At 62.1% G+C, this 11,978-nt stretch carries 13 protein-coding genes; 5 read left to right on the top strand and 8 right to left on the bottom strand.

The window, feature by feature from the left end:
• Positions 1 to 308 precede the first annotated feature (308 nt).
• Both APZ21_RS15905 and APZ21_RS15900 read right to left on the bottom strand, forming a co-directional pair.
• Positions 309 to 872, bottom strand: a complete 564-nt coding sequence (locus APZ21_RS15905; protein ID WP_054814095.1) for a hypothetical protein — start codon at positions 870 to 872, stop codon at positions 309 to 311.
• 286 nt (positions 873 to 1,158) lie between these two features.
• Positions 1,159 to 1,368, bottom strand: a complete 210-nt coding sequence (locus tag APZ21_RS15900; protein ID WP_156371109.1) for a hypothetical protein — start codon at positions 1,366 to 1,368, stop codon at positions 1,159 to 1,161.
• A gap of 322 nt (positions 1,369 to 1,690) precedes the next feature.
• Between APZ21_RS15900 and APZ21_RS15895 the strand changes: the two genes are divergently transcribed.
• Entirely contained in the window at positions 1,691 to 2,158 is a 468-nt protein-coding gene (locus tag APZ21_RS15895) for an NUDIX hydrolase (RefSeq protein WP_054814093.1), read from the top strand.
• Between the two features lie 7 nt (positions 2,159 to 2,165).
• Positions 2,166 to 3,080 (top strand): carbohydrate kinase family protein, encoded by a 915-nt coding sequence (locus APZ21_RS15890; protein ID WP_054814092.1) that lies wholly within the window; start codon positions 2,166 to 2,168, stop codon positions 3,078 to 3,080.
• Here APZ21_RS15890 and APZ21_RS15885 read toward each other — a convergent pair.
• The 4 genes from APZ21_RS15885 to APZ21_RS15870 form a co-directional block, all read right to left on the bottom strand.
• Positions 3,077 to 3,247, bottom strand: coding sequence for a hypothetical protein (locus tag APZ21_RS15885; protein WP_156371108.1), 171 nt, complete (start codon positions 3,245 to 3,247; stop codon positions 3,077 to 3,079). The two genes, APZ21_RS15890 and APZ21_RS15885, sit on opposite strands and share 4 nt — an antisense overlap.
• A 67-nt stretch (positions 3,248 to 3,314) precedes the next feature.
• On the bottom strand, positions 3,315 to 3,968 hold the full coding sequence (locus APZ21_RS15880) for a hypothetical protein (RefSeq protein WP_054814090.1): 654 nt from the start codon (positions 3,966 to 3,968) through the stop codon (positions 3,315 to 3,317).
• Positions 3,968 to 5,122 (bottom strand): radical SAM protein, encoded by a 1,155-nt coding sequence (locus tag APZ21_RS15875; RefSeq protein WP_054814089.1) that lies wholly within the window; start codon positions 5,120 to 5,122, stop codon positions 3,968 to 3,970. The genes APZ21_RS15880 and APZ21_RS15875 overlap by 1 nt, the downstream gene beginning before the upstream one ends.
• Positions 5,119 to 5,799, bottom strand: coding sequence for an adenylate kinase family protein (locus tag APZ21_RS15870; RefSeq protein WP_054814088.1), 681 nt, complete (start codon positions 5,797 to 5,799; stop codon positions 5,119 to 5,121). The genes APZ21_RS15875 and APZ21_RS15870 overlap by 4 nt, the downstream gene beginning before the upstream one ends.
• Before the next feature lie 393 nt (positions 5,800 to 6,192).
• On the opposite strand from APZ21_RS15870, the gene APZ21_RS15865 reads away from it, so the two are divergent.
• The gene (locus APZ21_RS15865) at positions 6,193 to 7,437 is read left to right on the top strand and encodes a helix-turn-helix domain-containing protein (RefSeq protein ID WP_204249105.1); all 1,245 of its coding nucleotides are present in this window, start codon (positions 6,193 to 6,195) and stop codon (positions 7,435 to 7,437) included.
• Here APZ21_RS15865 and APZ21_RS15860 read toward each other — a convergent pair.
• Entirely contained in the window at positions 7,426 to 8,262 is an 837-nt protein-coding gene (locus tag APZ21_RS15860; RefSeq protein WP_054814086.1) for an alpha/beta hydrolase, read from the bottom strand. The genes APZ21_RS15865 and APZ21_RS15860 overlap by 12 nt on opposite strands.
• A gap of 666 nt (positions 8,263 to 8,928) precedes the next feature.
• Between APZ21_RS15860 and APZ21_RS35115 the strand changes: the two genes are divergently transcribed.
• Both APZ21_RS35115 and APZ21_RS15850 read left to right on the top strand, forming a co-directional pair.
• Positions 8,929 to 9,093 carry a hypothetical protein gene (locus tag APZ21_RS35115; protein ID WP_169812058.1) on the top strand — a complete coding sequence of 55 codons (165 nt, stop codon included), beginning with the start codon at positions 8,929 to 8,931 and terminating at the stop codon, positions 9,091 to 9,093.
• Positions 9,094 to 9,229: 136 nt separating this feature from the next.
• Positions 9,230 to 11,158, top strand: coding sequence for an AAA family ATPase (locus APZ21_RS15850; RefSeq protein ID WP_054814084.1), 1,929 nt, complete (start codon positions 9,230 to 9,232; stop codon positions 11,156 to 11,158).
• Positions 11,159 to 11,309: 151 nt separating this feature from the next.
• Here APZ21_RS15850 and APZ21_RS33020 read toward each other — a convergent pair whose 3' ends face one another.
• Positions 11,310 to 11,771: a helix-turn-helix domain-containing protein gene (locus APZ21_RS33020; protein WP_239476653.1), complete on the bottom strand. Its 462-nt coding sequence runs from the start codon at positions 11,769 to 11,771 to the stop codon at positions 11,310 to 11,312.
• Positions 11,772 to 11,978: the final 207 nt, after the last annotated feature.

The raw sequence follows: 11,978 nt of genomic DNA, 5'->3' as shown, positions 1-11,978 counted from the left end.
CGGCGCGATGGCTGCTCGGCGGCAGCTCAAGCACGATCGTATCCGCCTCCGCTTCGTTGGGGTCGACCTCGACGTCCAAGCTGTCACAGTGACGAGAAGTCTGGTCGTCGCAGTGCCCACCCAACCGGTGGGCACTGCGCCACCTTCCGGCTCGGAAGCAGACGATCCCCGCCAGCCCCATCGTTGCGGACAGCAGCAGGATCGCGACCAACCAGTTCGCCATGGTGGACAGGGCGAGCCTCAGCTCGGATGGCGCTCGGCAGGAACCAGCCGTTCGGCTGGTACCGCTCGACGCTGCTGATCCCCGCTCACGATCCCTGTCCCGCCTCCGGCAGCACCGACCTCGGCGGGAAGATCTCGGTCGCCTGGTCGGGCAGCCGCATACGCCCTGCCCGCACCGCTGTCACCAACTGGTCGAGTCCCTCGATACACCAGGTCAGTTCAGCGGCGTCGCGCTCGTGATGCTGTGGATCGTCCTGACGCAGGGCATAGCGCACGTAGCGCCAGACTAACCAGGCGACCCACTGACCGTAGGACGAGGGACTGGTCGGCGCATCCATCTGGTGGGCAATCTCTTTGGTGTGCCCGCCCGCTTCGCGATCGATCAGCCAGATGAGCAGATTCAGCTGCTCATCGACCGAGTCGGAGTCCTTGCGACCATGCTCATGGACGTGACGCCATTCGCCGACCAATCCGTGCACGCAGCGCATCAGGACCGTGGTCGGTTCCTGCACTCCAGCGCAGATACGAAGCACCGGTCCCGCATCCGGCAGCGGCTGGTCGGGCTGTGCCTCGACCGGCGGCACCGAGAAGGCGAAGGGCAGCTGCGGTGTCAGACCGTAGACGGTGGAGGTGTGGCGATCGGAAGGCACGGTGGAGCGGGTTCCTTTCGGACATGGATTCGGGAGGATGGAGCAGCGGCTCCGCAGCGTGTGGGAGTGGTCAGTCCCAGAGTTCGGGCGCACGGCAGCGGCGGCAGGTCTTCGTGCACGTCGTCATCGACGCTGACGCGGAACTCGGGGCATCCCTGCGCCAGTTCGTCGGCGACGTGCTGGGCTTGTTCCGCGGTGGCTTGGTAGTCCAAGCGCAAGGGACCGGACTCGATCCGGATATGCCGGATGCGGCGCGGTTTCGGAATCGGGGGCACGTCAGTGACCATCAGGACGGCTTGGTCTCGGCGAGGACCACGCGCCCCGCATCCACCAACGCCAACTGCGCCGCCGCCTTTCGCGGGCAGCGCTTCGCCCGGCAGGCGACATGGAACTGCATGACCCTGTGCGCTTGGTCGATCGTGAATGGCACCGTCGGCGCCTGGTGGGCTTCCTGCTCGACCTGGGCGACGAGCTGGGACATGGCAGGCGAATGCATGGTGGATCTCCCCGGTTCGGGCGGACTCGACCGACCAGGTCGAGAAGGTGTACCCGGCACCGGGGGCTCCAGCCAGAGCCACCGACCCGCCCGACCGTTCGGGAGGCGGTGCGCCGCTGAGGGTTTGCGGCGTCACCCCGGTGCCGGGTACCGGTTACCACCTTCGCGTTTGTACTGGTCAGGGGCTATACAGGGACGTCGCAGACCACTATGCGTTCGGCGCATAGCTCGGCACCCGCCAAGGGATTACGCTCAGGGCGATTCACGCGAAAGACCAGAAATAACCAGGTCAGTCGTACTTTCAGGGAAGGAATTCTTCTGCATGAGCCAGACGGCAACCGCATCGGCGACCGACGCAAAACCGCAGCGCCACAAGGTCACCGGCGATGTTCATCTGCTACTGCGCCGCGGCAGCGAAGTGCTGTTCGGGCAGCGCCAGAACACTGGCTTCGAGGATGGGGCGTGGCATCTGCCCTCGGGTCACCTCGAAGCCGGCGAGTCCGTCATCGACGCCCTGATTCGCGAAGCCGACGAAGAGATCGGCGTGACGATCGAGGCGAACGATGTGCAGTTCAGCCACATCATGCACAACTCGTCGTCGGGTGGTCGGATGGCGTTCTTCTTCACGGTGCGCTCGTGGCGGGGTGAGCCCACGAACCAGGAGCCCGACAAGTGCAGCGGGCTGGAGTGGTTCGCGGCGGACGCGTTGCCCGACCACATGATCGCCTACTGCCGGACCGCGATGGACTACATCGCTGTGAACCAGCCATTCTCGGCGTACGGCTGGTAGTTCGACGATGACGGCACGCGCCAGCGAGATCGTCTGCTTCAGTTACCTTGCCGCCGCTCAGCTCTGGCGCGTTCCGCAGTTTCCCACCGCCAATTCCGGCGCTCCGATCGTCGAGGTCGAGGACTCGATCGCCGCCGACGCTCCGATGACGGCGGCGGTGTTAGCTGCCCTCGGCGTCCCGACTCTCCTGATGACCAACGGAATCGGCGACGATCGACCTGGCGAGCAAGTGCGCACCTGGCTGCGCCAGCACCGTGTCCCGGTGACAGCCGCCATTCACGAGAGCCTGAGTACGCCGTCGATCACCGTCGTGGTCGACGGCGTGCAAACTCGGACGTGGTTCGCGCATCTCCCCGGCGTCGTTGGCAGCCTTGTGGAGATCGACCTGTTGCCGATTCAGACCGCGACTTTTGTCTACGTCGACGCCTACGAACTCATCGAGACCGCCGCGGTGCGGGTCATCGTGGCAGCCAGAGCAGCGAATGTCCCGCTCCTGATCAACCTCGGCGGATCGCCGCTGTCCGACGAAGTGCGTCGGATCGTGGCGGGCTACGAGAAGCTCCATATTCAGACCAACGTCGATGACGGCAATCACGCCGAAGCGCCTGTGGTCGCCAGGTCGCTCCTGACCCGAACGCAAGCAGCCTGGGCGGTGGTGACGGCTGGAGCGTCCGGCGCAGTGGCAGTCGGTCCACGCGAAGAGGTACTCGCACCCGCGTTCCGAGTAAATGTGCAGCATACGCATTGTGCGGGCGCCGCGTTCTCGGGCGGGCTGCTGTATGGGCTGGACAAAGGGTGGTCGATGCAGCGCAGTATGGTGTTGGCGTCGGCGAGCGGGGCACTGCGGTGCGCACGACACCACAGCGCCCCGCTGCCGACGCTGGTCGAGCTAGAAGCCCTCGTCCACCGTCGCGTAGCCTAGTGACCGCATTCGCCGGTAAGGCTAGACATCTCGCACTGGTTCTGGCAGTGGTAGAAGATGTCCTCGCGGACGGGCGCCCCGGCACCCCATCCTTCGGCGGTGGGCTTCACGGTCGAACCGATCGGTCCCTGGCAGTGCATGCACTTCTTCGTGCTGTCGGTACTCATGAAGCGGAGTGTATCGTGAGGCACCGACACAACTATCCCATCGCTGAACTGTGCATATAGCATATGCCTATCGAAATAGGCTCCACTCGTCCAGCTGTTCGATCAACCAACTGAGACGGTCCGGTGCCATCCGCTTTCGTTCGGCATCCTCCTTGGACTCCTGCGTGGCGCCGTACTGCCACCATGCCTCGCCCGTCTTGCGGTCCGTCACCAGGAACCGGTCCTTCATGGCTGGACCGCGAAGGACGAGGGAGACGGTGTAGGGCTCGGCGACGACGGCGTGGACCATGCTGTGGTGCAGAGCGTAGGCGTTGCCGACCAGTTCTTCTCGGGCTTGCAGGACTGGCAGTTTCGCGGGCTCGACCTGCTCGTCAAGTTCGGCGTTTCCGAACAGGAAGTGCCGGTACTGACCGCGCAAGATGCGGCTGGCGTAAGACCAGCGGTGGTTGTGCGGTCGATCGAAATACCCCGGTAGGAAGACGTGAAGCCGCACCCGGAATCCGCTCGGATCATCGTGGAGGACGACCTTGTCCAAGATGTCGTAGTGCTCGCACAGCTTCAGCAGATCCGGTCGGTCGGGCAGTTCGGCGAGCCGGTCTCGCACGATGCCGGGTTCCTTGACCAGGATGTCGAGGACTTCGGTACAGGTGTTCTCCACGGCGTCGATATCGTTCCAGTCCAGGTCGCGCAGATCCTTGAACAGGGTGTTCATCGCGTCCATCAGGCAGGCTCGCTTTCGGGTTTCGCGCTGGATTTCCACAACCGGCAGACCGGCACGATGTCGTCGTAGGCCGAGCAGGACGACTGACCCATGACGACTTCCTCGGCTGGGCAGCCTCCGAGGCACGCGCCTGCCTTGCAGCCCCCGCAGGCGCTTTCGTTGAGGGCACCGGCGAACAGGTCGAACTCGTTGACGCCGTGGTTGAGCCGCACCTGTCCGTCGACCATCTCGGCGAAGAATAGATCGGTGTCGAACAGGTAGGAGCAGACGTAGCAGCGACCGTCTGGGAAGATCGAGATCCGGTCCAGCGTTCGACCGATGCATCCTTGGTAGCCCTCGGCGGCGTAGCGCGCCATCTGATCCCGCCGGGCGTAGGTCGGCTGGTACCACACCCGTGTCTTGTACTGCGGCGCAAGCTCATTCAGCCGATCGCAGAACTCGATCCATTCCAGTGGGTTCATCGCCATCTCGGGGTTGCCGTGACCGGTGCCGATGGTCGAGAAGACGTGGAACTTCACCAGACTGACGCCGAGCTGGTCGGCGATGTCGAGCAGCCCCAGGATGTCGTCCTCGTTGGTCTTGTTGACCGTGCAGATGATGCGGGTATCGAAGCCGCGGCGCGTCAGCTCCGCGGTGGTCTCCAGTGCTTGGGTGAAGGTGCCCGCCCCGCGAATCACGTCGTGGCTGTCTGCGCTGCCGCCGTCGAGGCTGACCTGGATGTAGGCGAAGTCCTCGGGTTCGAGCTGCCGGAAGCGTCGCAACGCCGGCTTCTGGGCGTTCGTGGTGGTGATGACGTGCCCGTAGCCCAATTTCCGGCTGAGGCGAATCACCTCGCAGTAATGCGGATGCAGCGTCGGTTCGCCGCCGAGGATAGTCAGTTTGTCGCCGCCCATCCGCCGCCAAGTGGTGAGGGTGTCCACGATCTGCGGCAGCGGCATCTTGAGCGCGCGGTCGAGCCGCTCGCCCATGTAGCAGTGCTCGCACCGGAGCTGGCACGCCTCGGTGATGTAGAGATAGACATTGCGGAATCTGCCGTACGCCACCCGGTCGATGCGCTCGGGTTCCGGTACGTCGGCACCGCGTGGCATACGGGCATGCCCGTAGCCATCCCCGCGTCGTCTTGTGGTCGGTGTGGGCAGAGGGACAGTCGTCATAGCGGCATGCTCCGAGAGATGAGAAGCGGGGCAAGCAGATTCGCCGCCCCTTCGGTGGTGTTGGTGGTGTCGAGCTGGGTGACCGAAATATCCGCGCGGGAGAAGCTGTCGCGTATTCCGGCGGCGGCTTGGTGGTAGCGCTGCATCCGCGCTTTGAACAGCCGCGGTGAATCACCTCGGCGTGGATGCAGTAGCCCGCCGCAGCGAGCGCACTGCCAGGGATCGTCTTCACGTGGGATGGCGGGCAGACGCGGGTCGTTGATCGGGTCGCGCTCGCAGCGATGACACACTTTACGGTTGCGCGAGCGCTGCTTCAGGCTCTTGGCGTCGGTGACCACTTCGACAGCCTCGATATGGCACGGCGTCAGCGCCCACACCGTGGCGAGCAGCTGATCCACCTGCGCGGCGGATCCCGGAAAGTTGTCCATCAGCACGGTGTGGATATCCGGCTCGGCGTTGACGGTCTCGAAGTAGCGCCGCAGCGCTTCGACGACGGTGAAGTCATCGATCCATCCGAGTTGCTCCGGGGTGACCGCCGTCGCCGCCAGCACCTGCCGGGAGACGTGCTCACGCAGCCGGAAGACCCGGCGCCCCGGTGGTGATCCGAGCTGCATGGTCAGGGTGGTTTTGCCCGCAGCTGGCGGACCGAAGATGGGGACGAGAAGGGACAAAGCCACTGCCTACCCCTTTCCTGGCAAGGTTTTCGTGACCGCCTCAGGGTCGGTTTCGGGCGCGAAAAGGGCTACGACAAGGGCGTATTGGGGCTATGCGTGAAACGTATACCGTGGGTTGTCAAGCCCTGGTAGGGTCACCCGACCGAGGGCGGGGGTGGTCGCAAAGTCGCGAAACCCCAGGAAGACCGACCAATCGTGGGAGGGACAGCCATGACACGGGTGCCTAAGTCACAGCGGTACTGCACCCGCTGTGGCGCTCGGCTGAACAGCTACAACGTCGAGGCGTTATGCAGCCCCTGCGACGGCAGCGCCCGCGGCGAACGCCATCGTCCGCCGGAAGTGCCACCGGGGTTCTGGCGAACCGATCAGATGCAAGATGCCTGTGCTACTTGGCATATGGGGCGCGTGATCCACGCCTACCGCACCCATCCATTTCATGGGCGTCAACTCCCCCAAGAATTGATGGCGAACTGGCTCGGTCTCACCCAAGCGCAGCTCAGTCGCATCGAGAAGGGAACAGCGCCCGAGCAGATCTCCAAGCTGATCCGGTGGGCCGAGATCCTCGATGTTCCGAGAGAACTCCTCTGGTTCAAACTGCCCGGTACTCCGAACGAACCGGGTGGGTTCTTATCGGGCGGACACCACGATGCGGTCGCGTTGGCGCGCTGGCTGATCGTGGATGGTGTCGGACCGGTGCCATCAGGCGGCTGGACCGACGACCTTCAGCAGGTGAGCCAGGCGCTGGGGGACGCTCGCCGCTACTTCGACGGCACCGTCGTGGAGTTCTTCCGTCAGCAGCTCGCCCGGTGTAAGGCTGACGATGGCTCCCTCGGTCCTTCGGAGGCATTGCCGCTCACCCTGGCAGTGATCGGGGCGATTCGCCAGCACGTCAAGGATGTGCAGCCGGTGGTGCGACGGCAACTGCTCGCGCTCGGTGCCGACGGTGCCGAATTCGCCGGATGGCTCTACCGTGACCTTCACGATCCGGTCACCGCCGCCTTCCTCTACGACAGGTCGATGGAATGGGCGCAAGCCGCGGGCAGCCTGCCCATGCAGGGGTACGTGCTCCTCAAGAAGTCGCAAATGGCATACGAGACACGGGATACCGGCACGCTTCTGACGTTGGCTCAGGCAGCCAACGAGGGACCATGGCAGCTTCCCTCCCGAATCAAAGCCGAAGTGGTGCAACAGGAAGCACTCGGCAGGGCGATGCTCGGTGAGCCGGTCACTGTAGTGAAACAGAACCTCGACACCGCCGAACAGATGCTCAGCACAGCCGTGACAACCACCGATGAGCCGCTGATCAGCTACTTCAACCAGAACACCTTTCGCCTCCGAGCGGCTGTCTGCTACACCGAGGCGGGTAAGCCTCAGATCGCCGCCCAGCTGTTCGGTCATGTGCTGACCAGCGGGTCGTTGTCCCGGCGCGACACCGGATTCTTCGGTGCGCGGCAAGCCAAAGCCCTGGCGCTCAGCGGCGAACCGGACGAAGCCGCACGAGTCGCGGTGCAATCCGTCGGCATTGCCCGCGAGACCCGATCGGAACGAACGATGAACGTCGTAGTCGAAGTCACGCGAGCGCTCGATGCCTGGCGGCACCGACCGATGGTGCGCCAGCTCCACGACGTACTACAGCCGTGACGCCGATCCGGTCGTCAGCCAGTTGGCGACAATCCGGATGACCTCCGCCTGGTACTCCCGACTTTTCGGGTTCAGGTATTGCGGATCATCGTGGACGGCGAACCCGTGCTGCGATCCCTCGATCTCCACCAGCTCGACGGACGCGGTGAACTGCGCGATAGCTGCGCGGGAACCGTCGATCGGCACCAAGGTGTCGGCGTTGCCATGAACGATCAGGGTCGGGGTCTCGATCTCGCCGAGGACTTCGTTCGGCTTCAGCCAGAACACTTCGTTCAGCAGCGGTCGACCGTGCTTCAGCGTCGGCGTGAACTGCACCGCGCCGGTCGCGTTCAGCTCCTGCGCCTGCTCGTCGCTGATGACGTCGTCGTGCCAGTAGTCGCGGGTGTCGATAGTGCGCTTCTTGTAGTCGAACTGCGGATTGAGCAGCACCAGCCGCGCCAGCTCGTCCGAGCGCTTGGCGGCGTAGTAGCCGCAGATACCGCCACCGAAACTGGCTCCGAGGAGGCTGATCTCCGTCGCACCGGTCGCCTCGCGCAACTCGGCGACGACAACGCGGATGTCGTTGAGGATCGTCGAGAGTGTCAGTTCCTCCTGCCGGCCTTCGCTCTCGCCGTGACCGCGGAGATCGAAACGGAGAGACGCGACACCAGCTTCCGCCAAGCCGGTCGCGAGGCGCGTGAAGAATCCGCCCTCCTCACGGGTGACGCCGCCGCCGTGAACGAGGACGACCGCCTGCGACGTTGGCTGGGCAGGGACAACGAGGGTGGTCGCCAGATGGAGACCGTCGAGGGTGCGGATGCGAGGGGTGGTGCTGCTGGGTGGCACTTGGTCAGTCAAGCAGATGGCGGCTTGCCATTCGAGACGGTCGGACGCTCATCCCATCGGGTGGAACGCGCGTGTTGTGTGTTCGGCACCCACTTCCAGAATCGGCATCGACCAGTGTCAGCGCCGCACATCGGACACTTATCCGTCCGGCGTGCTGGTACCGGATTCAGGACGAACACGAAGCAGATGATTCCCAAACAGGGCGTGCGTTCGCCTTGCGTCGAAGGCTGTCAACCCCACTTACCTTTGGTTAGCCTGAGCAATCTTCCCGCTATGCGGGGAGGCATAGCCATGTTCACGATCGATTGTGAAACCGGCAGGATCAATACTGGACGGTTGAGCCATTCCGCTGAGGTATCACAGCTGGTTGCAAGTGCCGAAGGAACAGGTGTTCGACATCACGCTTGAATCTTGAAGTCGCGCTCGAACAGACTTTCCAAAACCGAGGAGTCGGATGTAAGCTTCGGTCTCGGTACAGCAAACCCCAGGACAAGAGCTGGGGGCTCTGATCCTGGGGCTTCACTACTGCTTGGTCGGCAGGGGGCTGAAGTTACCAGGGGGATGAATCGCTGTCAGTGATAGCGGTCACATCGTGATCAGAGCTTTACCTGCTGCTGCCATGCGTGGCGATGGATGTCGCGCGCACCAGTTGAAAGGAAGTTCTGCATGAGTGGGATCGGGACGATCGCGCATACCAGCGACAAGTGCCCGGAGAGTGGCGTCTGGCAGGTCGTCGGTACGCCGTCGACCACCGCGCCGATCGCCAAGGACAACATCATGCCGCCGTACAACGGCAAGGCGGTCGACTGGAAGCTGATCCAGCTCGCCTGAGCGAGATAGCGTGAGTCGGTCGGGCTGCTGATCACTCAGCAGCCCGACCGACTCACCGGATCGCGAGATGCGAAACAGCAGGACTTGCCAGCCTCGACACTTCTCCCACCCCCTACAGCCTCCAGGACGATGCTCAGTGAAGTTGATTTCATTCCGGATTGAGAAGTTTCGGAACATACTTGATTCCGGCACTGTCGCTGTGCAGGCGGATGTGACTTGCCTCGTCGGCAAGAATGAGTCGGGAAAGACTGCGGCGCTGACAGCTCTTTACCGTTTGAAACCTGCGTATGGCGAGAAGTTCGTAATCAGCGAGCACTATCCGCGTTGGCTCCTGACCAAGGATCGAAAGTCAGGCGTCGCCAATAGCGCGCAGCCGATCAGTGTCCAATTCGAGTTATCCGACGACGATGTTCAGGCTGTCGAGGCGCGCTTCGGTGACGATGCGCTTGCCGATAGGAACTTCGTCTACGGAAGGACATACACTGGCACCATTGCCAATCTCACCCTTCGCCACGAGAACATTGTACGGCATATGCTGGATATTGCGGAATCACCGCTGGTGGTACGCGAGAAGTTCGCGACCGCAAGAACAATCGAGCATCTGCGCGACGAGGTGAATACAGCCATCGCCGAATTCGATGATTCGGATGAATCTGATGTCGAATTGGACGACTTGAGGCAACTGAGCGCCGTTGTCGAGGAGGCGATCGGGGATAGCACCGCCTGGCAACGAGCAGTGAGTATTCTTCGGGAGCGTATGCCGAAATTCTTCTACTTCAGCCAGTACAGCGTGCTACCTGGTCGCGTTGCTCTCGATGACGTGGATCAGAAGGAAGATGGTCCTGCAAGCACCGAGCTTCAGACCGTCCGGGCTCTGTTGGAACTTGCGGGAACTACAACCGAGTCTCTTCGAGATGACGATTACGAAGAGCGCACCGCAGAGATGGAAGCAGTTTCAAATGACCTGACAGATCAGGTCTTTGAATATTGGACTCAGAACGAGCAGCTCGAAGTCAAGATCGACATCGATAAGCAGACAGTCCAAACTCAGCACCCTCACGGTGGCATGAACAAGCAGGCAGTCGCGACTTATCTGGACATCCGCGTAAAAGACAAGCGGCACGGCTTCACGAGCAATTTCGGTCAGCGGTCCGCAGGGTTCCAGTGGTTCTTCTCCTTCCTCGCTGCGTTCAGCGAATTCGGCGACGACGACAACGTCATCGTGTTGCTCGATGAGCCCGGACTTGCGCTGCATGCAAAAGCCCAAGCAGATTTTCTTCGCTTCATTGACGAGCGCCTCGCCCCGTCAGTGCAGGTCATCTACACAACGCACTCGCCCTTCATGGTGGAGACGTCCAAGCTCGACCGTGTTCGCGTCGTAGAAGACAAAGGGGCAAAACTCGGTACAGTTATCTCATCTGAAGTCCTCAGTGTTGGCAATGACACTCTATTCCCGTTGCAAGCGGCACTTGGCTACGATGTTGCGCAAAGTTTGTTTATAGGTCCGAACAATCTACTTGTTGAAGGCACTTCTGACTTCACCTACTTGACGATCATCAGCGATCACCTGAAATCTCTCGGTCGTGAAGGGCTCGATGACGCCTGGCGAATCTTGCCGACTGGTGGCGTGAATAGCGTCCCCGCGTTCGTCGCGCTAATCGGGCGAAGCCTTGATGTCACCGTCCTCATAGACAGTGGCGCGCAGGGAACTCAGCGACTTACGAACTTGGCGAAAGAGGGCTTGCTTGGTTCAAAGCGACTCTTGATGATCGGCCAGGTGACGGGCACCAAGCAAGCCGACATCGAAGACCTTTTCGAGGTTGGCGACTACCTCAGCCTGTATAACCGCGCGTTCGGCACGAAAATCTACAAGAGCAAACTCCAGCCCGGCACCCGAATCATCGATCGTATCGGCAGAACGCAGGGGCACGATTTTACGGACCATGGCAAGCCAGCCGATGTGTTGCTGCGTGATCGACTCAAGCTCGTCGCGAAGTTCAGCACTGAAACGCTCGATAATTTCGAGGCGGTTATAAAGCTGATCAACGCTACCAAGTCGTCGTAGGTCGGCACTGTCGACGCTGCGCGCTTCAGCGAGTGCCCTTGCTTCACGAAGCGCGCATATTTTGGCGGTCACATGGACGACCGCCCGAGCATGCATATTCTCCGGCTCATACCCGCGCCGCCTCTCAACCACCCGGTGGGCTCGGTATGCATCATGAACGATGTCGCCTACTCATCGGGTTGCCGCCACCAGCCGGACGCATCCCGATGCCGCGGGCGGCGAGGGCGCTACGGATGGTCGTGGCAGCGCTGTCGAGTTGCTTGGCGATCGTGGCGAGAGAGTCCCCGGCTCGGTACTGCTCGACGGCACGGTCGATCTGAAGGTCGGTCAGCGGTTGGTGGCGCATGGTGATGCCGTGTTGTGCCAAGAGCTTCAGGACACTGCCTTTGGACAGGTTGTACTGCTCACAGAGTGTGGGGGTGCTGGTGCCTTGACGATAGGCGTCCACCAGTTCGGCGATGACTTCGGGGGTGAGCCGACGATCTATGCGGTAGCGGCGGACTGGAGGCTGTCCGTGGACCTGTTGGCGCTTCTGAGCAGCGGAAACGCGGGCGATGACCTCTTGCAGGTGACTGAGGCTGTAAAGATTCGAGTACCTTCTTATGAGCCCCACTCCATCCCCTTGGTGTAGCACCTGGTCAGGGGAATTTTAGTGTGACAGCTTTGGGTATGCAGCCGATCTCTGACCGCTGGGTACCGCCGTGCACTGACAGTTGGGGCACGCGGGGGGCACGTCTGCATCGATCTTGAGATCGAAGGTAGGTGCTGATTTGCCAAGTAAGCGCTGTTGGAAATGTGGCGCGTTCTCGCACATGGTCCT

This window comes from Nocardia arizonensis (assembly GCF_001310275.1).
Classification (GTDB): Bacteria; Actinomycetota; Actinomycetes; order Mycobacteriales; family Mycobacteriaceae; genus Nocardia; species Nocardia arizonensis.
The sequence above is the reverse complement of the archived record's forward strand: the minus strand, read 5'-3'. Positions and strand labels throughout refer to the sequence as shown.

Excerpts from the sequence above, each read along its gene's own strand:
- APZ21_RS15900 (WP_156371109.1), bottom strand. The coding sequence starts at position 1,368 with ATGCATTCGCCTGCCATGTCCCAGCTCGTCGCCCAGGTCGAGCAGGAA.
- APZ21_RS15895 (WP_054814093.1), top strand. The coding sequence starts at position 1,691 with ATGAGCCAGACGGCAACCGCATCGGCGACCGACGCAAAACCGCAGCGC.
- APZ21_RS15890 (WP_054814092.1), top strand. The coding sequence starts at position 2,166 with ATGACGGCACGCGCCAGCGAGATCGTCTGCTTCAGTTACCTTGCCGCC.
- APZ21_RS15885 (WP_156371108.1), bottom strand. The coding sequence starts at position 3,247 with ATGAGTACCGACAGCACGAAGAAGTGCATGCACTGCCAGGGACCGATC.
- APZ21_RS15880 (WP_054814090.1), bottom strand. The coding sequence starts at position 3,968 with ATGGACGCGATGAACACCCTGTTCAAGGATCTGCGCGACCTGGACTGG.
- APZ21_RS15875 (WP_054814089.1), bottom strand. The coding sequence starts at position 5,122 with ATGACGACTGTCCCTCTGCCCACACCGACCACAAGACGACGCGGGGAT.
- APZ21_RS15865 (WP_204249105.1), top strand. The coding sequence starts at position 6,193 with ATGGGGCGCGTGATCCACGCCTACCGCACCCATCCATTTCATGGGCGT.
- APZ21_RS35115 (WP_169812058.1), top strand. The coding sequence starts at position 8,929 with ATGAGTGGGATCGGGACGATCGCGCATACCAGCGACAAGTGCCCGGAG.